Source organism: Agathobaculum sp. LCP25S3_E8, from assembly GCF_052117165.1.
Taxonomy (GTDB): Bacteria; Bacillota; Clostridia; order Oscillospirales; family Butyricicoccaceae; genus Agathobaculum.
Window position 1 is genome coordinate 1 of record NZ_JBQKJR010000040.1, and the last position, 22778, is coordinate 22778.

General features: G+C 56.4%; 25 protein-coding genes. 15 read left to right on the plus strand and 10 right to left on the minus strand.

The features are described from left to right. Positions 1–131 precede the first annotated feature (131 nt). Together ACTQ34_RS12595 and ACTQ34_RS12600 are read right to left on the minus strand one after the other, a co-directional pair. Positions 132–785, minus strand: a complete 654-nt coding sequence (locus ACTQ34_RS12595; RefSeq protein ID WP_441364130.1) for a DUF1048 domain-containing protein — start codon at positions 783–785, stop codon at positions 132–134. Then, complete coding sequence (locus ACTQ34_RS12600) at positions 754–1116, minus strand: PadR family transcriptional regulator (RefSeq protein WP_441364131.1); 363 nt, start codon at positions 1114–1116, stop codon at positions 754–756. Before ACTQ34_RS12600 ends, ACTQ34_RS12595 begins: the two co-directional genes overlap by 32 nt. Before the next feature lie 219 nt (positions 1117–1335). On the opposite strand from ACTQ34_RS12600, the gene ACTQ34_RS12605 reads away from it, so the two are divergent. Then, positions 1336–2217, plus strand: coding sequence for an aldose 1-epimerase family protein (locus tag ACTQ34_RS12605; protein ID WP_441364132.1), 882 nt, complete (start codon positions 1336–1338; stop codon positions 2215–2217). Between the two features lie 56 nt (positions 2218–2273). On the opposite strand, the gene ACTQ34_RS12610 is transcribed toward ACTQ34_RS12605, so the two are convergent. Next, complete coding sequence (locus ACTQ34_RS12610; protein ID WP_441364133.1) at positions 2274–2738, minus strand: DUF2798 domain-containing protein; 465 nt, start codon at positions 2736–2738, stop codon at positions 2274–2276. Positions 2739–3003: 265 nt separating this feature from the next. On the opposite strand from ACTQ34_RS12610, the gene ACTQ34_RS12615 reads away from it, so the two are divergent. Genes ACTQ34_RS12615 through ACTQ34_RS12625 form a run of 3 tightly spaced genes read left to right on the plus strand, consistent with a single transcriptional unit; the run spans position 3004 to position 6433 of the window. Further along, complete coding sequence (locus tag ACTQ34_RS12615) at positions 3004–5529, plus strand: heavy metal translocating P-type ATPase (protein WP_441364134.1); 2526 nt, start codon at positions 3004–3006, stop codon at positions 5527–5529. Next, positions 5526–5792, plus strand: coding sequence for a metal-sensing transcriptional repressor (locus ACTQ34_RS12620; RefSeq protein WP_373163875.1), 267 nt, complete (start codon positions 5526–5528; stop codon positions 5790–5792). The genes ACTQ34_RS12615 and ACTQ34_RS12620 overlap by 4 nt, the downstream gene beginning before the upstream one ends. Positions 5793–5800: 8 nt before the next feature. Beyond that, positions 5801–6433, plus strand: a complete 633-nt coding sequence (locus ACTQ34_RS12625) for a pentapeptide repeat-containing protein (RefSeq protein WP_441364135.1) — start codon at positions 5801–5803, stop codon at positions 6431–6433. Between the two features lie 46 nt (positions 6434–6479). Here ACTQ34_RS12625 and hisC read toward each other — a convergent pair whose 3' ends face one another. Next, positions 6480–7535: a histidinol-phosphate transaminase gene (gene hisC / locus ACTQ34_RS12630; protein ID WP_441364136.1), complete on the minus strand. Its 1056-nt coding sequence runs from the start codon at positions 7533–7535 to the stop codon at positions 6480–6482. Positions 7536–7667: 132 nt separating this feature from the next. Between hisC and ACTQ34_RS12635 the strand changes: the two genes are divergently transcribed. After that, positions 7668–7976 (plus strand): hypothetical protein, encoded by a 309-nt coding sequence (locus ACTQ34_RS12635; protein ID WP_441364137.1) that lies wholly within the window; start codon positions 7668–7670, stop codon positions 7974–7976. Between the two features lie 18 nt (positions 7977–7994). Continuing rightward, positions 7995–9245 (plus strand): replication-associated recombination protein A, encoded by a 1251-nt coding sequence (locus tag ACTQ34_RS12640; RefSeq protein ID WP_441364138.1) that lies wholly within the window; start codon positions 7995–7997, stop codon positions 9243–9245. Positions 9246–9248: 3 nt separating this feature from the next. Here ACTQ34_RS12640 and ACTQ34_RS12645 read toward each other — a convergent pair whose 3' ends face one another. Beyond that, entirely contained in the window at positions 9249–10187 is a 939-nt protein-coding gene (locus ACTQ34_RS12645) for a S1 RNA-binding domain-containing protein (RefSeq protein ID WP_441364139.1), read from the minus strand. A 128-nt stretch (positions 10188–10315) separates the two neighbouring features. Between ACTQ34_RS12645 and ACTQ34_RS12650 the strand changes: the two genes are divergently transcribed. Genes ACTQ34_RS12650 through ACTQ34_RS12660 form a run of 3 tightly spaced genes read left to right on the plus strand, consistent with a single transcriptional unit; the run spans position 10316 to position 12646 of the window. Then, entirely contained in the window at positions 10316–10510 is a 195-nt protein-coding gene (locus ACTQ34_RS12650) for a DUF951 domain-containing protein (RefSeq protein WP_441364140.1), read from the plus strand. After that, a complete protein-coding gene (udp, locus tag ACTQ34_RS12655) occupies positions 10504–11265 on the plus strand; it encodes a uridine phosphorylase (protein ID WP_441364141.1) in 762 nt (253 codons plus the stop codon). Before ACTQ34_RS12650 ends, udp begins: the two co-directional genes overlap by 7 nt. A 1-nt stretch (position 11266) precedes the next feature. Beyond that, on the plus strand, positions 11267–12646 hold the full coding sequence (locus ACTQ34_RS12660; protein WP_441364142.1) for an MATE family efflux transporter: 1380 nt from the start codon (positions 11267–11269) through the stop codon (positions 12644–12646). 142 nt (positions 12647–12788) lie between these two features. Here ACTQ34_RS12660 and ACTQ34_RS12665 read toward each other — a convergent pair whose 3' ends face one another. The 5 genes from ACTQ34_RS12665 to ACTQ34_RS12685 all read right to left on the minus strand — a co-directional run bounded on the left by ACTQ34_RS12665 (position 12789) and on the right by ACTQ34_RS12685 (position 17871). After that, on the minus strand, positions 12789–14711 hold the full coding sequence (locus tag ACTQ34_RS12665; RefSeq protein WP_441364158.1) for an ABC transporter ATP-binding protein: 1923 nt from the start codon (positions 14709–14711) through the stop codon (positions 12789–12791). Positions 14712–14725: 14 nt separating this feature from the next. After that, positions 14726–16456 (minus strand): ABC transporter ATP-binding protein, encoded by a 1731-nt coding sequence (locus ACTQ34_RS12670; RefSeq protein ID WP_441364143.1) that lies wholly within the window; start codon positions 16454–16456, stop codon positions 14726–14728. Next, entirely contained in the window at positions 16453–16914 is a 462-nt protein-coding gene (locus ACTQ34_RS12675; RefSeq protein WP_441364144.1) for a MarR family winged helix-turn-helix transcriptional regulator, read from the minus strand. The genes ACTQ34_RS12670 and ACTQ34_RS12675 overlap by 4 nt, the downstream gene beginning before the upstream one ends. A gap of 140 nt (positions 16915–17054) precedes the next feature. Further along, positions 17055–17561: an HD domain-containing protein gene (locus ACTQ34_RS12680; RefSeq protein ID WP_441364145.1), complete on the minus strand. Its 507-nt coding sequence runs from the start codon at positions 17559–17561 to the stop codon at positions 17055–17057. Beyond that, a complete protein-coding gene (locus tag ACTQ34_RS12685) occupies positions 17554–17871 on the minus strand; it encodes an MGMT family protein (protein WP_441364146.1) in 318 nt (105 codons plus the stop codon). The genes ACTQ34_RS12680 and ACTQ34_RS12685 overlap by 8 nt, the downstream gene beginning before the upstream one ends. A 225-nt stretch (positions 17872–18096) precedes the next feature. Between ACTQ34_RS12685 and gdhA the strand changes: the two genes are divergently transcribed. The 6 genes from gdhA (at position 18097) to ispF (ending at position 22775) form a co-directional block, all read left to right on the plus strand. Further along, positions 18097–19440, plus strand: a complete 1344-nt coding sequence (gdhA, locus tag ACTQ34_RS12690; RefSeq protein WP_441364147.1) for an NADP-specific glutamate dehydrogenase — start codon at positions 18097–18099, stop codon at positions 19438–19440. A 289-nt stretch (positions 19441–19729) separates the two neighbouring features. After that, positions 19730–20449 (plus strand): M23 family metallopeptidase, encoded by a 720-nt coding sequence (locus ACTQ34_RS12695; protein ID WP_441364148.1) that lies wholly within the window; start codon positions 19730–19732, stop codon positions 20447–20449. Beyond that, on the plus strand, positions 20446–21009 hold the full coding sequence (locus ACTQ34_RS12700; RefSeq protein WP_441364149.1) for a site-2 protease family protein: 564 nt from the start codon (positions 20446–20448) through the stop codon (positions 21007–21009). Before ACTQ34_RS12695 ends, ACTQ34_RS12700 begins: the two co-directional genes overlap by 4 nt. Before the next feature lie 40 nt (positions 21010–21049). Beyond that, on the plus strand, positions 21050–21529 hold the full coding sequence (locus ACTQ34_RS12705; protein ID WP_441364150.1) for a CarD family transcriptional regulator: 480 nt from the start codon (positions 21050–21052) through the stop codon (positions 21527–21529). 50 nt (positions 21530–21579) lie between these two features. Then, complete coding sequence (gene ispD / locus ACTQ34_RS12710; protein WP_441364151.1) at positions 21580–22296, plus strand: 2-C-methyl-D-erythritol 4-phosphate cytidylyltransferase; 717 nt, start codon at positions 21580–21582, stop codon at positions 22294–22296. Positions 22297–22298: 2 nt separating this feature from the next. Then, on the plus strand, positions 22299–22775 hold the full coding sequence (gene ispF, locus ACTQ34_RS12715; protein ID WP_441364152.1) for a 2-C-methyl-D-erythritol 2,4-cyclodiphosphate synthase: 477 nt from the start codon (positions 22299–22301) through the stop codon (positions 22773–22775). The last annotated feature ends 3 nt before the right edge of the window (positions 22776–22778 follow it).

Consider the following 22778-nt stretch of genomic DNA (forward strand, 5'->3'; position numbering starts at 1 on the left):
AGGCAAAGCTAAAGGGCTTGCCGCCTGCAATTCACAGACAACAAGCCCTTTCGGCTGCTTAAACAATTTTTGCTTTCAAATATTGTCTAACTTTTGGGGGTCACTTCATTCCGGCAGGACTTTTTTGCGGTTTAGTCGGTTTGTCGGTCGATCCAGCGATGCAGCAGCAATAGCATTGCAAGCACTGCCACCGCCGCCGGGAAATTGACAGAAAAGACGGTGGTACGCAGAAACGCACTGGCAATGAGATAAAGCAAAAACCAGGGCAAAAACAGCAAGCGGACTTTCATACTGCTGCTGTAAAGCTGTGTCAACGGGTTGTGGGAGAAGTAACGAGTAAACAGAGAAAGTGTTATCATAATCAGTATGACGAGAGCTGCGCCGACCAGATTGCCCGTGGTAACAGGCATCATTGGCCAGCTTTGCGGCAGCCGACCAAAGATGGGGATTAGCCAGTATGCAATGAGAAAGTAAGCAGTTAACAATGCGCCGCGCAGACCGTATAGACATCGTTCCCGACGGGTCAGCGGCGGCACTTCTGCGATCACGCTGTCGCAGAAGGCACGGTAATCTGCGCCGATGACAGCTTCTGCCGTTTGCCCGTGGGCTTCTGCGTCGAGCAGCATTTGTAAGATGTCGCGGCGGAGACTTTCCTGCTGATAGGCATTGATGGGAGCGGTGCGGATGTAAGTGGTGATCTTTTTGAAAATGTGCTCATCGGGGGTGGGGAGCAGATCGGCGGATCGTTCGTTTTCATCTCTGAGCAGTCGGGTTTGCTTGGTCATGGTAATCGCCTCCTGTATCAGCCAGAAGTTTATCAACCGCTTGTGTCAGCTTGCGGTAGCTTGCAAGAAAATTCTGCAATTCTGTGCGGCCTTTGTCGGTCAGCGCATAATATTTTCGCTTGGGTCCCACATCGGAAGCGCGGTATTCCGCCTGCGCCAGCCCGTTTTTCTCCAGTCGCAGCAGCAGCGGATAAATCGTACCCTCGGCAATCTGACCAAAGCCGTAGTCGGAAAGCTGTTCGGTGATCTCGTAGCCGTAGGTCGGCGCGCGGCTGAGCACGGCAAGAATACAGCCCTCAAGCGTGCCTTTGAGCAGTTGGGATGGTATCACACCGGCGGCACCCCTCTCCTTGGTATTTTGCTTTGCAAGGTACTGACTATATTGTAATGCAATATAGCGCGCAGTGTCAATGCATCCGGATAAATCCGGCGAAACTGCCAAAAGTAGATGTTGAAATCCGGTGGAAATGCTAAAAAACAGGCGGTGGATTGACTTTGTAGGTGAAAAAAGCTATGCTTAAATCAGAGACGAAAGGGAGGCGGATACACAATGCAGGTGTTGGAAAACGAGCTTTTCCGGGTGGAGATCAACCCGTTTGGGGCAGAATTGAGCAGTTTCAAGAGTAAAAAAACCGGCACGGAATATGTCTGGCAGGCCGATCCTGCCGTGTGGAAACGGCATGCGCCGATTCTATTCCCGATTGTCGGGCGGCTTAAGGATAAAACCTACACGGTGGGCGGCACGCCCTATGAAATCACCCAGCACGGCTTCGGACGAGATTTGGAATGGCAGATCGGCGCTGCGGGCAACGAGTACGTGGAATTTGTGCTGGAAGCAAGCGATTTCACTAAGAAAATGTATCCGTGGGATTTTGTCTGTACAGTGCGTTATACGTTGACAGGCGCAACCCTGAAAAAAGAGCATGTCGTGTTTAACCGCAGCGATATCGATATGTATTACGAGGTTGGCGGGCATGACGCATACACACTCTGCTGGCAGCCGAATGAGTCGATTGAGGACTATTTTGTGGCGTTTGAGGGCACGACGGTGCTGCATCCTATCCTGACGGATGAAAATGTGATGCTTAGTCGCGCACACGGCGATTTGCTGCTTAAAGACGGTTATTTGCCTATCACGCGCGAGACGTTCCGCAATGATGCAATCATTATGGATGATCTTCCGGTGCGCCGTGCGACTATCGGCAGTACGTGCAACGACCGAACCGTAACCATGGACTTTGCAGACTTTCCGTATTTTGCGGTGTGGAGCGCGTATAAGGATTTTGATGTACCCTATGTCTGCTTGGAGCCGTGGAGTACGCTGCCGGATGGCGGTTATCTTGACCACGCAATCGAAAATAAGGTTGGCGTGCGCATGCTGCGTCCGGGACAGGAAGAATGCCTGTCCTTCTCCACCACCATTCACGAGTGAGCAATATAAGCAAAAGCCGCACGGAACTCGTGCGGCTTTTACTATGTATAGAGTGGTTAATCGGGAAAAATGCGGCGGAAAATCAGGCGCACCAGCGGTCCGGCTACGAAAAATTGCAGCAGCAGCGCTATCGGGAAGTTGAGCACTGTGGTCTGCACCCAAATAGCGATAAACTCGCTTTGCAGAAGGCCGCCCTTGAAAAAAAGACAGGCAAAAAAGCTCATGCACGGGCACATCAGCCACACCGACATCGCGGAGATTGCCAGCATGATGGCGGTCGGCGGAACCGTGCGTGGGTCGACCAGACGGAACGCCAGCTTTTGTGCCAGCCGGCCGACAAAAATCAGCTCCAGCAGTACCGCAACCGGCCACATGATGGGAAACTCGTGAAAAGCCGCGCCGAAGACTTCGTTACGGCACCCGCCAATGTTGAGGGCAACATTATAGCAGATCATGCCGTATACCATCACGGCGGCCATCAGCAGAGTAAAGACAACATCTTGTTTTTTGTTCTTGGGCATTCGGTTTTTCTCCTTTTTGTTCTGTTGCAGCGCAGCGGACAAAAAAAGGACGCAGTGTAAACTTTCGTTTCACTGCGTCCTTACGAACCGCTTCAACTACCATTAATTGTTTTTATTTTACCGTTTTTAAGCCAATTTGTCAAGAGGAGTGGGAAAAAATAGCATTTTTCACAGAGGGTTGACAAAATGAAGTGCGTGGGGTATACTAACTGTGCAATAGCCCCCTCCCTGGGGGGAGGGGTGAGAGATAAAAGGAGATCCTGATATGAAACAACGATTTCGCGTCGGCGGGATGAGCTGTGCGGCGTGCTCTGCACATGTGGAAAAAAGCGTTTCCGCAGTGTCGGGCGTGCGCGAGGTGCAGGTCAATCTGCTGGCGGGTAGCATGACGGTGGAATATGATGAGAGTGCATGCGGAGACGAGCAGATCATCCGCGCGGTCGAAGAGGGCGGCTACACCGCCGCTGTGGACAGCGGCACACGCGCGGCGGCGCCTGCAAAGAATGATACGCCCGAGGATGCGCTGCATGAAATGAAAAATCGCATCCTTGTCTCCGCGGTATTCCTCATTATTCTGATGTATTTTTCCATGGGGCCGATGTTCGGTCTGCCGATGCCAGGTTTTGTCAGCGGCGAGGCGCATGCGTTTGCGCTGGCACTGGTGCAGCTTCTGCTGACACTGCCCATCCTGCTGGTCAATCGCAAATATTTTATCAACGGTTTCCGCACGATATGGCATCGCGCGCCCACGATGGATGCGCTGATTGCGGTCGGTTCGGGTGCGTCCGTGGTGTACGGTGTATACGCGTTGTTTCAGATTGGCTATGCAGGCGCTGCGGGCGATATGGCGCGCGTGCATGAGTATGCGCATGACCTGTACTTCGAGTCCGCGGGTATGATTCTGACGCTTGTCACACTCGGCAAGTTCTTTGAAGCGCGCGCCAAGCGCAAGACCGGCGAGGCGATTGCCGCGCTGATGGATTTGCGGCCGCAGACCGCATCGGTCATACGCGGTGAGCAGGAGGTCACCGTACCGATTGAAGAGGTGCGCGTGGGCGATTACGTCATTGTGCGCGCGGGGCAGGCTGTACCGGTAGACGGACAGATTGTAGAGGGGCACGCCTATCTCGATGAGAGCGCCATCACCGGCGAGTCCATGCCGGTGGAAAAGGGCAAAGGTGACACAGTGATTGGCGCAACCGTGACGAAAAACGGTTATTTTGCGATGAAAGCGTCCCGCGTGGGCGATGATACAACGCTCAGCCAAATCATTCGGCTGGTCGAGGAGGCGGGTGCATCCAAGGCGCCGATTGCCAAGCTCGCGGATAAGGTAGCGGGCGTGTTTGTGCCGGTTGTCATGGCGATTGCATTGGTGACTGCGATTATCTGGCTGGTGGTCGGGGAGACTCCGAGCTTTGCATTGACTCGTGCGATAGCGGTTCTGGTAATTTCCTGTCCGTGTGCGCTGGGACTGGCAACACCGGTGGCCATCATGGTCGGCACGGGTGTGGGCGCGAAAAACGGCGTGCTGTTCCAGTCGGCTGAAGCGCTGGAAAACCTGCATAACGTGGACTGCGTTGTGCTGGACAAGACAGGCACCGTCACTGAGGGCCGCCCGGTTGTCACCGATGTGAAATCCTTTGGCGTTGATCCGGAGGATCTGCTGTCGATGGCGTTGTCGCTCGAGGTACACAGCGATCATCCGCTTGCCGATGCAATCGTGCGCCATGCGCGCGCCAAGCATGTCAAGGAGCGCAAAACCGAGTCGTTTGAAATGATTGAAGGACAGGGCGTGCGCGCGGTGATTGATGGTGTGCGCTGCATGGCAGGCAACCGCCGTATGCTGTTGGCAAACGGGCTTGCGCTGTCGCGCTCGGCGCAGCAGATGGGAGAAAACCTTGCTGCCGCGGGCAAAACGCCGCTGTACTTTGCGGCCAACCGACAGGTGGTTGGCATCTTTGCGGTAGCGGACGTACTCAAGCCGAGCAGCCGCGCCGCGGTTGATACGCTGCAAAAGCTGGGCGTGCAGGTGACGCTGCTGACCGGTGACAATCAGGCAACCGCGCAATCCATTGCCGCCGAGCTGGGCGTGCAGGATGTGGTGGCCGAGGTTCTGCCGCAGGACAAGGAACGTGTGGTGCGCGAAAAGCAGGAGCAGGGTCATAAGGTAGCGATGATTGGCGACGGCATCAACGACGCACCTGCGCTGGCACGTGCGGATGTGGGCATCGCCATCGGCGCAGGCACAGACGTGGCGATTGCATCGGCGGACGTGGTGTTGATGAAGAGTGATTTGATGGATGCAGTCGACGCGATTCGTCTGTCGCGGCAGACCATGCGCAACATCCGTCAGAATCTGTTCTGGGCGTTTTTCTATAACTGCATTGGCATCCCGATTGCGGCGGGCGTGTTGTGGCTGCCGCTGGGACTGAAGCTCAGCCCGATGATTGGTGCGGCCGCGATGAGTCTCAGCTCGGTTTGTGTGGTTTCCAACGCATTGCGTTTGAAGTTTTTTAAGGCATCTCCCAAGCAGGAGAGCAGCCAGTGTGTAGTATTGCCAAAGGAGGAAGAAAAGCAAATGGAAAAGACTAAGGTAATTCAAATTGAAGGTATGATGTGTGAGCATTGTGTGGCGCATGTGAAAAAGGCGCTGGAGGCGTTTGACGGTGTGAGTGCGCAGGTGGATTTGCAAAGCGGCACGGCGACGGTTCAGGGCAGCACTTTGCCGGATGACGCAAAGCTGACCGAGGCGGTCGAGCAGGCAGGCTATAAGGTGGTCGGCCTAAAATGAGGGCGGACCGGAAAAAGGTCGAACCACTGCTGCGCACCGCGCGCGGTCAGCTCGACGGGGTACTCAAAATGATTGAGGATGACCGTTACTGCATGGAAATTGTCACACAGCTGCAGGCGGTAGAGTCGCTGGTGCACAAGGCGCAGCGCGAGGTGCTGCGCGGCCATCTGGCAGGCTGCGTGCAGGATGCATTCGAGACAGGCGACGAGCAGGCCCGCGAAGGCAAGATCGATGAGATCATCAAGCTGCTCGATAAAGCATGAGCGCGCATTTGCCCGCGTCGTTGGCACCTGTGCAGGACGCAGATATACTACTGGCCCGCGCTGCGCATGACGAGCAAACGGTGGAAAACATATGCATCCGCGGGGCAGATTTATCCGGCACATGGTATGAAGGACTGCGGCTGCGCGGCGTGCGGCTGGAGGGCTGTCGTCTGACCGGCTGCCGCTGGGAGCGCGCAGATTTTGCGGATGTGGTGCTCGATGGATGCGAGCTTTCGGGCAGCGGCTGGCGGGATGCGTTTTTCGAGCGGGTGGAGTTAATCGGCTGCAAGGCTGTCGGGGCGGACTTCGCGGAGACAGGCTGGCGCGAGGCGGATGTGCGGGATTGTCGTCTGTCCGATGCGGTGTTCGACCGGGCGCGGCTGCGCCGGGTAGCGATATCGAGCAGTGACCTGACAGGCGCGTCGTTCTGCGACTGCCAGTGGAAGGACTGGACACTGACGCGCGCTGTGCTGCGGTCAGCGCGCTTACTGCATACGTCACTGACCGGGCTGGATTTGACCGGCTGTGAGCTGGACGGCATCGCGGTATCTGATACAAATGCCGAACTGCGTGGCGCGATCGTGACGATGGAGCAGGCGGCTATGCTCGCAAAACGGCTGGGAATCGTCATCAAGACATAACAAAAGAGCGGAAGGTTGCTTCCGCTCTTTTTTGATGGAGTATAGCTTACAGGAAAGCCCGCAGCGCTTCCAACATACGGTCCATCTGTTCGTCGGTGCCGACGGTGATGCGCAGATAATTGTCAATGCGCGGCAGCTTAAAATATCGGATAAAGATGTTTTTCTGTCGCAGATATTCAAAAATCTCCGGCGCTTTTTTGGTTGGGTGCGTGACAAACAGGAAGTTGGTCAGCGAGGGCTGGACGGAAAAGCCCAGCTCGCGCAGCGCGTCGGCCGTGCGCTCGCGCGTGGCCATGACCTTGCGGCAGGTGTCCTGAAAATACGCTTCGTCCGCGACCGCAGCTTCGCCTGCGGCGAGCGCAAGCGCGTCCATGGTGTAGGAGTTATAGGAGTTTTTGACCGCCTCAAGCGTCGCAATCAGCGTTTCCGAGCCGAGCGCGTAGCCGATGCGCAGTCCGGCGAGTGAGCGGGATTTGCTCATCGTCTGCACGACGAGCAGGTTTTCGTATTTCTCGATGAGCGGCACCGCGCTCTGTGCGCCGAAGTCGACATAGGCTTCGTCGATAATGACCACGCAGTCCGCGTTGTGCTGCAGCAGGTCCTCAAGGAAGTCGAGCGACACGCCGCGTCCGGTCGGTGCGTTCGGATTGGGCAGAACAATGCCGCCGTTCGGCTTATCGTAGTCGCGGACATTCACGCAGAAGGTTTCGTCGAGCGGCACGGTTTCATACGGGATGCGGAACAGGTCGCACCAGACCGGATAGAATGAATAGGTGATATCCGGATAGAGAATCGGCTCGTCCGAGCAGAAAAACGACTGGAACGCCAGCGCCAGCACGTCGTCCGAGCCGTTGCCGAGAAACACCTGCGTCGGTTTTACGCCAAAACGGTTTGCAAGCGCGGTTTTGAGGGCCTTTCCGTTGGCGTCCGGATAAAGCGCAAGGCGCGAGGCATCGAATGTGCGCAGTGCTTCCTGCACGCCCGGTGCGGGGGGATACGGGTTTTCGTTGGCGTTTAATTTGATGATATCGTCGCTCTGCGGCTGCTCACCCGGCACATAGGGGTCAATGCGGCGCAGCTTTGCGAGAAAGGGCTTGTCCATCGGGAAAACTCTCCTTTTTTCATTTTACTGACTGCGGATAGTTTATCACAGTAAAGCGAGAAAGTCAAGCCCTGTTTGTGCGCGCGTAAAAAGCGTGGTATAATCATGCTATCAACAGCAGGAGGGAGCGGCATGAAAAGGGCAGGATATGTGCTTGGCTTTATGTTAGCAATGTGGTCGTTGTATGTGTTGGTGATATATGCGATAACCGTGGGTGACGTAGGCGGCCTACTCGGTCTGTATAGTGGTGCTGCATGGATGTATAAAGCACCTGTATTGTGGTTTGTGTTGTTTGCCGCGCTTGCCTGCGGCGCGATTGTGCAACTGTTTCGTGGAAAATGTACCGGCGTGGAAAGAGTGGTCGCCTTGGCGCTTACCCTGCTGTGTTTGGTCAGTGTATTCGGCTGGGCAATCATTACTGCGCTTGTCGCCGCAGCCTGATTTCATAAGGAGAAAGAGATGTATCAACCTTTAGCGGATAAAATCCGCCCGAAAACCTTGGATGATGTGGTCGGACAGCAGCATTTGCTGGGGAAAAACGGTCTGCTGCGCCGCGTGATTGAGTCGGGTACGATTCCGAATATGATTTTTTACGGCCCGTCCGGTGTGGGTAAGACAACGGTCGCGTCCATTATTGCAAAGCAAACCGAAAGGAAGCTATACCACCTCAACGCCACCACCGCCGGCATCGCGGATATCAAGGCAATCATTGACGAGCTGGATACCTTTCTTGCGCCGAACGGCGCGCTGGTGTATCTGGACGAAATTCAGTATTTTAACAAAAAACAGCAGCAAAGCCTGTTAGAATTCATTGAAACGGGAAAAATGACGCTGATTGCGTCTACCACGGAAAACCCGTATTTTTACGTCTACAATGCGATACTCAGCCGCAGCACGGTCTTTGAGTTCAAGCCCATTGAGACAGGGGATATGCAGCGCGCAGTCGAGCGGGCGCTTGCGCTTGCCATCGGCGACAAGGGTGCGCCTGTCGAGGACGGCGTCGCGGCCTACATCGCGCAGGCAGTCGGCGGGGATGTGCGCAAGGCGCTCGGCGCGGTCGAACTGCTTGTGCTGGGCGCGGGCGCAGACGGCGTGACCCTTGCAGACGCGAAGCAGGCGGCGCAGCGCTCCAACATGCGCTACGACCGTGACGGAGACAGCCATTACGATATCCTGTCCGCACTGCAAAAGTCCATCCGCGGCTCGGACCCGGACGCCGCGCTGCACTATCTCGCGCGCCTGCTCGAAGCGGGTGACATGATTTCAGCCGCGCGGCGGATGCTGGTCATTGCGAGCGAGGACATCGGCCTAGCGTATCCGCAGTGTGCGGCTATCGTCAAGGCGTGCGTGGACAGTGCATTCCAACTTGGTCTGCCCGAGGCGCGTATCCCGCTGGCCGAGGCGGTCCTTTTGATGGCGACTGCCCCCAAGTCCAACAGCGCCGCCGCAGCGATTGATGCGGCGATGGCCGACGTGCGTGCAGGCAAAACCGGCGATATTCCGGCGCATATCAAGGATGCGCACTACGGCGGCGCGCAAAAGCTCGGCCGTGGGCTGACATATCAGTATCCGCACGCATTCCCAAATCATTGGGTGAAGCAGCAGTATCTGCCGGATGAAATCAAGGATGCGCACTACTACGATTACGGCCCGAATAAGACCGAGCAGGCCGCCAAAGCCTATTGGGAGCGCGTCAAAGGCGGAAAATAAATCTCACTCGAACACGGTTGCGATATATTTTCGGTCGCAGCAGGCAGGGGTGTACACCCACTGGTCGATATGTCCTTCGGTGATAAAATACGGCGGCGGGTCAGGTGTGCCCGCAGAGGCGAGTACATCAATAACGGTCAGCTTGATTTTCATACGCTGCGGCAGGATGGATTTGATGTAGACCGATACGATGGTGCCGGGCACGAGGTCGCTGCGCGGCTCGGCAAGGCCGGACAGGTTGGGGGCAAGCTCAATAAAAACGCCATATGGCTCGACTGAACGCACCACCCCGCGCACGGTTTCGCCGGGTGAGAACAACGCGGCGTTTTGCTCCCAGGTGCCGAGCAGCTCGCGGTGGGTCAGCGAAATACGGCGCGCCTCTGTGTCGACCGATCGCACGACAGCGCGGATGTACTGGCCGACATGCAGCCGATCGGCAGGGTGGAAAATGCGTGAAACCGACAGGTTTTCAATTCCGATGAGCGATGCCACACCGCAGCCGATATCGACAAACGCGCCGAAGTTCTCCAGATGGGTGACGGCGGCCGGAATAACGTCGCCCGGCCGCAGGGCTTCGAGCAAATAGTCCTGCGCGCGCTGTTGTGCAATGGTGCGCGACAGCCAGACGAGCGGCGTGTCCGTGCTTTCGTCGATTTCGGTGACAACAAAGCAGGTGGGCTTGCCGACACGGGACAGAATGGCAATCTCCCGCGTGTCTCCCTCGGCCACGCCCAGCGCGCAGCACGAGCGCGGCATAATGCCCTGCGCAAAGCCCAGGTCGAACAGCAGGTCATGTGCGGGGGTGCATCGCTGCGCGACCGCTTCGAGAATCATCCCTTCGTCTTGCGCGTGCCGCAGTCCGTCGAGGGACGCGAGCGCCTGCCGCACCTCGGGCAGTGCGGTGTAACTGCCCTCGGGCAGATAGCATTCGCTTGTTTTCATAATATAGCAGAGCCTCCTTTGGGGTCTGTCATACTATATGAAAAAATGGCTGGGATTAGCACTGCAAATATGGTATGATGAAAGCGGCGGGATGGCAGAGGCCACTCCGCAGGAAAGGGGAAATGAGTATGGACGTGCAGGTCGGCGATATACTGACCATGAAAAAACCGCATCCCTGCGGATCCAAGCAGTGGAAGGTGCTGCGCACAGGCATGGACTTTAAGCTCAAGTGCACGGGCTGCGGGCATGAGGTCATGCTGCCGCGCGCAAAAGCGGAAAAAAACATCCGAGTGATTGAACGGGAGGGGAAAACGATATGTTAATTGACGGAAAACAGATGCATTTGCAGATTACCAAGGGTGACGTGGGTCGGTATGTGATTCTGCCGGGCGACCCGGCGCGCTGTGAGAAAATTGCGCGCTATTTTGACAAGCCCAAGCAGATTGCCCAAAATCGTGAGTATACGATCTGGACGGGTACGCTGGACGGTGAGCCGGTCGCGGTGTGCTCGACCGGTATCGGCGGACCGTCGGCCGCCATCGCGCTGGAAGAGCTGGTTGAGTGCGGCGCGGATACCTTCATCCGTGTGGGCACTTCGGGCGGCATTGTGGACGAGGTTTGCGGCGGCGATATTGTCATTGCGACCGCAGCCATCCGACAGGAAGGAACAAGCCGTGAATATCTGCCGATCGAGTTCCCGGCAGCGGCGAATTTTGAGGTCGTCAGCGCGCTGCGGGATGCGGCGGTCAAACTGGGCCTGACCCATCACATCGGCGTCATTCAGTCCAAGGACAGTTTTTACGGTGAGATTCGTCCCGCACAGCAGCCTGTTGCAGATGAGCTGCTTGCTAAGTGGAAGGCGTGGAAGGCAGCGGGTACGCTGACCAGTGAAATGGAGACTGCAGCGCTGCTGATCGTTTCCCAGACGCTGCATGTGCGCTGCGGCGCGGTGCTCAACGTCCTGTGGAATGCAGATAACGATGAGGCGCCGAACATCCCTCCCGACGCGGCTGAGCGTGGTGTGCGCACGGCGGTTGAGGCGCTGCGCATCCTGATTCAGGAGGATAAAGCGCACTAAGATGGAAAAACAGAAAAAGCAAAAGCGTGCGGCCGATCTGGGTAACGACCCGGTCGGCCCGCTGCTTGTTCGCCTTGCGCTGCCGACCGTATGCGCGCAGGTAGTGAACCTACTATACAATATTGTTGACCGTATTTATATTGGACAGATTCCGGTCGAAGGAAAGCTGGCACTGACCGGCATGGGCGTGACCTTTCCGGTCATCACGCTCATTTCAGCCTTTGCTGCGCTCGTTGGCATGGGCGGCGCGCCGCGTGCTTCGATTGCAATGGGCGCAGGGGAGCACGAAAAGGCCGAGCGTACGCTCGGCACCTGCACCGCCGCGCTGTGGGGGCTGGCGGTTGTGCTGACCGTGCTGTTTCTGCTGTTTCAGGAGCCGCTGCTGGTGCTGTTCGGCGCGTCGACGGACACGCTGCCTTACGCGATGCAGTACCTTAACATCTATGTGCTGGGTACGATTTTTGTCATGACCGCGCTCGGACTCAATGGCTTTATCACCGCACAAGGCAAATCCGGCGTTGCAATGAAAACCGTGCTCATCGGCGCAGTATTAAATGTTGTGCTTGACCCGGTGTTCATCTTTGTGTTCGGGCTGGGTGTGCGCGGCGCGGCAATTGCAACCGTTATTTCGCAGGCGGTTTCGGCTTTGTGGGTGGTGCGGTTCCTGACCGGAAGCAAGACTGCGCTGCGGCTGAAAAAAGCCTTTTTCCGGTTGGATAAGCGTCTGCTGCTGCCCGCGATTGCGCTGGGGGCATCGCCGTTTGTCATGCAGTCCACCGAGAGCCTGCTGACTGTGACCTTCAATGTGTCTTTGCAGAAGTACGGCGGCGATCTGGCCGTCGGCGCGATGACCATATTGACATCGGTGGCACAAATGGTGCAGATGCCGCTGATGGGGTTGGCGCAGGGTGCACAGCCGATTTTAAGTTTCAACTATGGCGCAAAGCGGCCTGATCGTATGAAGCAATCGGTCAAATATAATCTGATGATCGCCTGTGTGTTTGCGTTCGGGGTATGGGCGCTTGCGATGCTTGCACCGCATATGCTTGCGCGCCTGTTCGCGCACGACAGCGCGCTGATCGACGAGACGGCGTGGGCGCTGCGCATCTATTTTGCCGTGGGATTTGTGGCAGCGTTCCAAAACACGTTCCAGCAGAGCTTTGTCGCGCTGGGAGAGGCTAAGATTTCGCTGTTCCTCGCACTTGAGCGAAAGATCATCCTGCTCATCCCGATGATTCTGATTTTGCCGCATTTATTTGAGGATAAGCTGTTTGCGGTGTTCTTTGCTGAGCCGGTCGCCGACCTGCTCGCAGCTGCCACGACAACAACGTTGTTTCTCATCCGTTTTCGACAGATTCTGCACCGCATCTCGACGCAATAGCAAAAAAGAACCGCCGCAAGGCGGTTCTTCCACGTTTGCGCACCATAAGGCGTGTGTTAAACAGAAAACAGGCCGCAAAGCGGCCTGTTTTCATTAAAGCCGGGGATATGCGCCTCAGCTTTGATACACGGTTTGGACGAGATCACTCCAGTTCAAATGCACCGGTATACAGCTGGTAGTACTTACCGTGTTCGGCAATCAACTGCTCATGGTTGCCGCGCTCGATGATATGGCCGAGCTGAAGCACCATGATGACGTCTGCGTTCTGTACGGTCGACAGACGGTGCGCGATGACAAACACCGTGCGGCCGTACATCAGGCTGTCCATGCCTGCCTGTACAATGGATTCCGTGCGTGTATCGATCGAACTGGTTGCCTCGTCAAGAATCATAACCGGCGGGTCCGCAACGGCTGCGCGCGCGATCGAAATCAGCTGACGCTGGCCCTGCGACAAGCTGCCACCTTCACCGTCGATGACGGTGTCATATCCGTCCGGCAGACGGCGGATGAAGTCGTCTGCGTTGGCCAGCTGTGCGGCTGCTTCGACCTCCTGATCGGTGGCGTCCAAATTGCCATAGCGGATGTTGTCGCGGATGGTGCCGGTGAACAGGTTGGTATCCTGCAAAACAATACCCAGCGAGCGGCGCAGATCGGCCTTCTTGATTTTGTTAATATTGATGCCGTCATAGCGGATTTTGCCGTCCGCAATGTCATAAAAGCGGTTAATGAGGTTGGTGATTGTGGTCTTGCCCGCACCGGTTGCGCCGACAAAAGCGACCTTCTGACCCGGTTCGGCGTACAGCGTGATGTTATGCAGCACAATCTTATCCGGGTTGTAGCCGAAGTCCACATCGTAGAAGCGTACATCACCCTTGACCTGCTGGTAGGTGATGGTGCCGTCCTCGTGCGGATGCTTCCACGCCCAAATGTTGGTTTTTTCCGGGGTTTCGACCAAATTGCCTTGTTTGTCATACTTAGCGTTCACCAGCGTGACATAACCGTTATCCTGCTCGGGCTCTTCGTCCATCAGCTCGAAGATACGTTCCGCACCAGCCAGCGCCATGATGATGGAGTTGAACTGCTGCGAAATCTGGGTTACCGGCATGGTAAACGACTTGGTCAGCTGCAGGAAAGAGGCGATGACACCGATGGTGATGCTGCTGCCGACTACGCCGGACAGTGCCAGCGTGCCGCCGACTACTGCCACCAGCACATACAGCAGATTGCCGATGTTGGCCATGATCGGCATTAAAATGTTGGCAAAGGTGTTAGCGTTTTTGGCGCTTTCGCGCAGCGCGTCATTGAGCACGTCAAACTGTTCTTTGCACTTTTCTTCATGGCAGAACACTTTAACGACCTTCTGGCCGCCAATCATTTCCTCAATATAGCCGTTGACCTTGCCCAGTGCGGTCTGCTGCTCGAGGAAGAAGCGGGCGGATTGACCACCGATGCGCTTAACGACCACCAGCATCACAGCAATACCGAGCAATACAAAGATGGTCAGCCAGACGTTGGTCACCAGCATGGCAATAAACACCGCGATGATGGTGATCAGCGAGGAGAACATCTGCGGCACGGACTGGCTGAGCATCTGTTGGAGCGTGTCGGTATCGTTGGTGAAATGGCTCATCAGATCGCCGTGGGTGTGTGTGTCAAAATAGCGGATGGGCAGCTTTTGCATGCGTTCAAACATTTCGTCGCGCACCTGCTTGAGGATGCCCTGCGAAATCGACACCATAATGCGGTTATACAGGAAGGTGGAAACAATGCCTACCAGATAGACCAGTGCCATGAGCGAAATGGCATGAATCAGCCCGGTGAACACGGGCGAGGCCTGCAAAAGCAGCGGCGCAATATAATCATCAATGAGTACGCGCAGGAACATCGAGCCTGCGACGTTTGCCACCGCGGACAACAAGATGCAGATCAGCACCACGGTAAACTGTACGGCGTAGCCGCCCTTAAAATAACGGAGCAAACGCGCGAGGGTTTTCTTCGGGTTTTTGCTGCGCTTGCCGCCGGCCATCTGGCCGTGACGGCCCGGACCGCCCATCGGTCCTCTCATTCCGGGTCCCGGCATTATTCCTCGCCTCCTTTCTTCATCTGCTGGTTGTAGATTTCCTGATAGATCGTGTTGCTTGCCAGCAGCTCATCATGCGTACCGACCGCCTGAATTGTGCCGCCGTCCAAAATGACAATCTGGTCGGCGTCTTGCACGGAGGAGATACGCTGCGCGATAATCAGCTTGGTCGTGTTCGGAATCTCTTCCGCAAACGCCTTTCGGATAAGTGCGTCGGTCTTGGTATCGACCGCGCTGGTCGAGTCGTCCAGAATCAGAACCTTGGGCTTTTTCAGCAGTGCGCGGGCAATACACAGACGCTGCTTCTGACCACCGGATACATTGGTGCCGCCCTGTTCGATGTAGGTATCATATTTATCCGGCATCTGCTCGATGAACTCGTCGGCCTGCGCCAGACGGCAGACGCGTTTGAGCTCTTCATCACTTGCGTGTTCGTCGCCCCAGCGCAGATTTTCTTTGATTGTGCCCGAGAACAGCACGTTTTTCTGCAATACCATGGCAACCTGCTCACGGAGCGCTTCGATATCGTAGTCGCGCACATCCACGCCGCCGACCTTGACCGATCCGGTCGTTACATCATACAGGCGCGGAATGAGCTGCACCAATGTGGACTTTGCCGATCCGGTGCCGCCCAGAACGCCAATGGTCTGACCGGCCTTAATGTGCAGATTGACATCGCGGAGTGCAAGTTTGTTTGCGTCGCCTTTGTAGCTGAAGTTAACGTTGTCAAAGTCGATGTCGCCGCTCTTGACCTCGGTGACCGGGTTTTCCGGGTTATGCAGGTCGGACTTTTCTTCGAGCAGTTCCACGATGCGTTCTGCGCTGGCCTTGGACATGGTGATCATGACGAATACCATGGCCACCATCATCAGGCTCATCAGAATCTGCATCGCGTAAGAGAACAGGCTGGTTAACTCGCCGGTTGTCATGGTACCGCCCACGATCAGGCGCGCGCCAAACCACGAGATGAGCAGCATGCAGGCATACATGCAGAATTGCATGAGCGGCATAACGCCCGCCATGGTTTTCTGCGCCTTGGAGAATTGACGGTACAGCAGGCCGGATACGCCTTTGAATTTCTCGGTTTCGTGGTCCTCGCGCACATAGGCCTTGACCACACGAATGCCGCGCACGTTTTCCTGCACGACCGTATTCATGCGGTCGTAGGTTTTGAACACGCGCTCAAATACCGGCGCGACGATCTTCATCAACAGGCCAAGGCCGATTGCCAGAATGGGCAACACGCACAGGAAGATCAGCGCCAGTTCGCCGTTGATCTGGAACGCCATGATCAGTGCGAACACCAGCATCACCGGGCAACGCACCGCAATGCGGGTGCACATCTGAAAGGAGTTCTGCACGTTGGTGACATCGGTCGTCAGACGGGTGACGATTGAACCGGTGGAGAACTTATCAATATTGGAAAATGAGAAGTCCTGTACCGCGTAATACATATCGTGGCGCAGGTTGCGGGCAAAGCCCGTGGAGGCACGCGCGGCATAAGTGCCTGCCGCTGCGCCGAAAATCAGTGCGAGCATGGCGCAAGCGATCAGAATAATGCCGTATTTCCAGATTTCTCCCATGTTTTGCGCATCAATGCCCCGATCGATCAGCAGCGCCATCACTGCGGGGATGACGACCTCCATCACGACCTCGAGCACAACGAAAAACGGCGTGAGCAGCGCGTCTTTTTTAAACTCACGCACGCTTTTTAATAGCCTCTTAATCATCTTTGTCCCTCCGAAGCCTTGCGTTGATAATTTTCTAAATTGGCACGGATTTTGTCGCAGACACGAAACCAGACGGCAAGCTCCTCCGGATCAATGCCTTCTTCCATGAGCGCCTCAGTTTGCGCCATCGCCTGCTGGATGCGCTCATACAGTGCTTTGGCCTGGTCGGTCAGTACCAGACGCTTGAGCCGCCTGTCCTGTTCCACTGGTTCGCGCCGCAGCAGACCATGCTCTTCCATCAGATTCAGAATACCGGTTGCGGTGGAACGACGGATGCGGAAATAGGTTTCAACATCACGCTGAAAGCGATCCTCCTTTGCCTGCATCAGGAAACACAGAATCATTGCCTGCATCCCGGTGATGTTTGCCATCTCATCTTTGCCGGTGGTGCAGACCATCTGCCGTTTGAGCAGGTTGCCCAGCATGCCAAGCTCCGTGCCGATTCGCTTGTCACACACTTTGTTAGCCTCCTTACTATTAGCTTACTAACACATTATAGCCGGTTGAAAGGCAATGTCAACCATCTTCACAGAATGTTCAAAAAAAGCCTGCCACGTGACAAGGCGGCAGGCAATATCCGATTTGCTTTTGTGCAGTTTTACGGTTGATAGGGAGGCGCAAGATACAGCTTCTGTAAAAGCATGTGGCCGGTGCGTGTGCGGAATACTTTTCCGTCCGCAGTTTGGCAGGCATCCGGCGGGAGCGCATCCTCGTAGGCGTTTACCAGAAAGTCCGCTTCGAGCAGGATGCGGAAGTCCCGGTCCTCGGATGCAGTATAAGTGTGGTGATGTGCAATCAGCCAGAGAATTCGTTCGCATGCCACCGGGGTTGCGCCTACCTGCTTTAGCAGCAGCGCGGCGACTGATGGGCCTTCGATCTCCTGCCACTTGCCGGCGGAGGAGCCGTGCTTGCGTTCGGCTTCATGGATGCCGATGTCATGCAGGATGGCTGCGGCTTCAAGCGTGTTTTGCGTCTGTGCATCCAGCCCTTCGCTCTGCCCGATGATGCAGCAGAAGGCATAAACTTTCATGAAATGCTGTACACGGCGCGGGTCGCCTGCGTCATAGTCGACGGCCAGTTCGGTCAGCTTTGCAATGTCAATCATCTGATAAGCCCCCCCATTGGTATTTCTGCATATCCACGCGGCCGTCCGGCGTAAATTTCACACCATCGGCTTCGAGCATGGCGCGCTGCACATCCGCACCGCCGAAGGCAAACGCGGGGGAGGTGCGGCCGTCTTTTGTTACCACGCGGTAGCAGGGGATACCCTCCGGGTCGGGGTTTACATGCAGGGCATAGCCGACCACCCGTGCCCAGCGCGGGTTTCCTGCAAGAAAAGCTACCTGCCCATAGGTTGCTACCGTGCCGCGTGGAATACGCCGCACAACTGCGTAGATTTTTTCGAAAACTGTCATTTTGCAAGTTTCTCCTTTTATAGTTTCATTATATCAGCGAAACCTCATAATTTCCATCCCTTTCTCAAAAGAAAAAAACGTATATTATTAACACGCTAAAGTATTGCGCTTAACGGCGAAATAATATATAATAGAGAACACACTACCGCAAGTATGTGAGTTATTCCGCACTTTTTCTGAAAATTGGAAAGAAATTGCGGCAAAAATGTAAGGAGGACAAACAAAATGGCACTTACCAATTCTTACCTCAAGCGCGTGTATGAAACCGTACAAAAGCGCAATCCGAACGAGCCGGAATTTCAGCAGGCGGTTCTCGAAGTTCTTGAGAGCTTTGAGCCGGTTGTTGAAGCACGTCCCGAGCTGGAGAAGAACGGTATCATCGAGCGCATCGTTGAGCCGGAGCGTATGGTGATGTTCCGCGTTCCGTGGGTAGACGACGAGGGCAAGGTTCAGGTCAACCGCGGTTTCCGCGTACAGTTTAACTCCGCGATCGGCCCCTACAAGGGCGGTCTGCGCTTCCATCCGTCCGTTAACGCTTCGGTTATCAAGTTCCTGGGCTTTGAACAGTGCTTCAAGAACAGCCTGACCAGCCTGCCCATGGGCGGCGGCAAGGGCGGCTCCGACTTCGACCCGAAGGGCAAGTCCGATGCGGAAGTCATGCGTTTCTGCCAGTCCTTTATCACGGAGCTGTCCAAGCATATCGGCCAGTTCACTGACGTTCCGGCGGGCGACATCGGCGTCGGCGGCCGCGAAATCGGCTTTATGTACGGTCAGTACAAGCGTCTGAAGAATGAGTTTACCGGCGTTCTGACCGGCAAGGGCCTGTCCTACGGCGGTTCCCTGGCTCGCACCGAGGCGACCGGTTACGGCCTGTGCTACTACATGAAGGAAATGCTCGCATACAAGGGCACTTCGTTTGAGGGTAAGACGGTTGCTATTTCCGGTTCGGGCAACGTTGCTATCTACGCTTGCCAGAAGGCGACCGAGCTGGGCGCGAAGGTTGTCACCATGTCCGACTCCAACGGCTTCATCTATGATCCCAACGGCATCAATCTCGATGTTGTCAAGGACATCAAGGAAGTCAAGCGCGGCCGCATCAAGGAGTACGCAGAGCGCGTTGCAGGCAGCACCTACACCGAGGGTCAGCGTCCGTGGAGCGTTAAGTGCGACATCGCACTGCCCTGCGCTACCCAGAACGAGCTGGACGAGAACGATGCGAAGGCTCTGATTGCCAACGGCTGCAAGTTTGTTGCCGAGGGCGCGAACATGCCGTCCACGCCGGAAGCAGTTGCTGCATTCCAGGCAAACGACGTATTCTTCGGCCCGGCCAAGGCTGCTAACGCAGGCGGCGTTGCTACTTCCGGCCTCGAGATGAGCCAGAACTCGCTGCGTCTGTCCTGGACCTTCGAGGAGGTCGACCAGCGTCTGCACGATATCATGGTCAACATCTTCAAGACCTGCATCACCGCAGCTGAGAAGTATGGCCACAAGGATAATCTGGTTATGGGCGCCAACATCGGCGGCTTCGAGAAGATTGCCGACGCAATGCTCGCGCAGGGCGTATGCTAAAAATTTCATTTGCGGCATACAGCCGCAAATGAGAAACGGTATCGCCAGCTGATGGCTGGGAATGCCGATTGCAGAAAAACAGGCTCGGAATTTGATTCCGGGCCTGTTTTTCTGTTTGTCAAAGCCGACCCGGCACAGCTGGGCCGGTTTTGGAGCTAGGCGGCTTTCGGTTCCCTTTGCCGCCTGTTTCTTTCTATTGCGCTGTGGCGCGGGAATGCGCGAAAAGCGCGGCGTCATATTCCTGTCCTGTCTCTGCATAAGTTATACCAAGTGAAAGGAGGCGGCGGACATGACAGGAAAACGTCCGGTGCGCAAGCGCGCAGGCAGCGGCAAGGGCCTGCTGCTGGTGGTAGCGCTGGTGCTTGCCGCGGGGATTGTCAAATATACGGATACGCCTTTTGCGGTTGCCGCACGGGAGAAGGCCGCGCAGGTGCTCGCAGGCACGCCCGGTGTCGATCAGGTGCTTGCTGCATTCGGCGGAGAGGACGCGGATGCAGTATTTGGGGAGCAGAACGGAGAGGAGAACACATATGCGGCGTCCTCGGGCGGCGCGGAAGATGTGCTCGGCCGAGAGCAAAGCCTGTTTCCGGATACGGTGGATGACACGGTGCATGCGCTGTCGTTCGAGCATGTCCTACCAACCGAAGGCACGCTGACTTCGGGATTTGGCAGTCGGTTAAGTCCGACTACAGGTGAGCCGGCATTCCATTACGGTCTGGATATTGCCGCAGATGAGGGTACGCCGATTGCGGCCTTTGCCGACGGCACGGTGCGCGAGGTGGGGGAGTCGGATTACGGCAACTACCTGATTGTCGATCATGCGGATGGATTTTCCACGTTGTATGCGCATTGCAGCAGCATTTTGGCAGGTGTGGGCGATGAGGTGAAATGCGGCGGCGAGATTGCACTGGTCGGGCAGACGGGCAATACGACCGGACCGCATCTGCACTTTGAGCTGTGGAAGGACGGCATGGCGCTCGATCCGTCAGATTATGTGGAACTGGCGTGACGCACGGCCGGGTTGAGGTGCGGGACGGCTTTCTCGTATTGCTCGCCGCGCTGTGGTGCGCGGACCGGACAAACGTACTGCCGCTTGTGCTGTTGGCGGCCGCTATGCATGAGGGTGGGCATCTGCTGGTGCTGCATTTATCCGGCGGACGGCTGCACCGACTGACACTGACCTGCTGCGGCGCGGTTCTTCACTGTGCGCTGCCGAAAGGGCGGTTCGCGCGGGCTGCAGTGTGTCTGGCAGGGCCGGCGGCAAGTTTTGCCCTCACCGCACTGGCACAGGCGTGCGGTTGGTACCGGCTGGCGGGCGCAAGCGTGCTGCTCGGTGCGTTTAATCTGCTGCCGCTGCCGCCGCTCGACGGCGGAATGGTGCTGGAGCACTTGTGCGCGGGCGGTGCGGCGACGGTGCGGGCAGCGCTGGCTCTGCTGAGCGTTGTGGGCCTGCTTTGCTGTGGGATGTGGCTGCTGCGCGTAGGAGGCGGTTGCTGGCTGCTGCTCATCGGTATGCTGATTGGTCTGAAAAGTGCGAAAAACCTTGCCAATAGCATTAATATGATGTAAGATAAAAAAGATAACAGAGGCTTGCTGGAACGGAGGCATTATGTATCAGATCGGCGATAAAGTCGTTCATCCACTGCATGGCGCAGGCGTGATTGCGGATATTGTCGAGCGCACAATAGACGGTGCGCCCGCGACGTATTATGCCCTCAGGCTGGCCCTGGACGATACGCAACTGTTCATTCCGATTGATGCGTGCGACAAACTGGGTATTCGCCCGGTCTGTTCCCGTGCGCAGGCGCAGGCGTTTTTGCAGCGGCTGGATGACATTGCCCGTGGGGAGAACAAGGGGTGGAATCAGCGATATCGGGAAAACATGCTGCACATCCGTTCGGGTGACCTTGATGAGGTGGCACAGGTGGTCAAAAGTCTTGCCGCGCGCGACAGGGAGCGTGGTCTTTCCACGGGGGAGAAAAAAATGCTGCTTTCTGCGCGGCAGATTCTGGAATCCGAGCTGTGCTTCGCGCTGGACTGTAGTCCGGAGGAAATTGCCCAGGTGATAAATCAGCATTTAGGAACGTAATCAGGAAGGCTTTGCGATGGAGCAAAGCCTTTTTTCAAAGGAGCATGGATATGCAGGAAAGAAAAAAGAAAAAAACCGTACCCACGGCGGTGTGTGCGGTTGTTGTGGCGGCGGGTTCGTCGCGCCGCATGGGCGGGGAAAACAAGCTGCTGCTGCCGCTTGCCGGCGCGCCTGTGCTGGCGCACACGCTGTCTGCCTTTGAGAAATGCGCAGCGGTACGCGATATTGTGCTGGTGTGCCGCGAACAGGACATCATGCCCTATACCGAGTTGGCGCGGGCGTTCGGCATCTCTAAGCTGCGCACGGTCACACGTGGAGGGGATAGCCGCACGGCGTCCGTGCTGGCGGGCATCACGGCTGCGCCCGAAGATACCGTGCTGGTCGCTGTGCATGACGGCGCGCGGCCATTGGTAAGTGAAGCGGTTATCACCGAGGCGGTGTATGCCGCGGCGGAATGCGGTGCGGCGGCGCCGGTCGTGCCGGTCAAGGACAGTATCAAGCGCATCAAAAACGGTTGCATCGCAGCCGATGTACCGCGTGATACGCTCGCGGCGGTGCAGACGCCGCAGGTGTTCCGGCGGGAGGTATTACTGCGCGCGCTGACCGATGCACAGCGGCAAAACCGTTCGTTTACGGATGACTGTGCAGCGGTGGAAGCGCTGGGACAAATCGTGCGCGCCACGCACGGCAGCTATGAAAACATCAAAATCACCACGCCTGAGGATGTTTCCGCTGCCGAGGCGTTTTTGAACAGGGAGGACGACTGAATATGCGTATCGGACACGGATATGACGTGCATCGGCTGGTGGAAGGCCGTAAATGTATCATTGGCGGGGTGGACATCCCGCATGAAACCGGACTGGACGGGCATTCGGATGCGGATGTGTTGATACACGCGGTGATGGATGCACTGCTCGGTGCGCTGGCGCTGGGGGATATTGGAAAACACTTTCCAGATACCGACCCGCGCTACAAGGGCGCAGACAGCATGGAGCTGTTAAGACATGTAGCCGCTCTAATCGCGAACGAGGGCTGGCAGTTGGGCAATCTGGATGCGACCGTGCTGGCGCAGGCACCTAAACTCGCGCCACACATCATGAAGATGCGAGAGAATATCGCTGGGGCGCTCGGCTGCGAGGTTTCGCGCGTGTCGGTCAAGGCAACAACCGAGGAAAAGCTCGGTTTTACGGGCGCAAAGCAGGGCATCGCGGCGCATTGCGTCTGTCTGCTCGAACAAGTAAAGTAAATC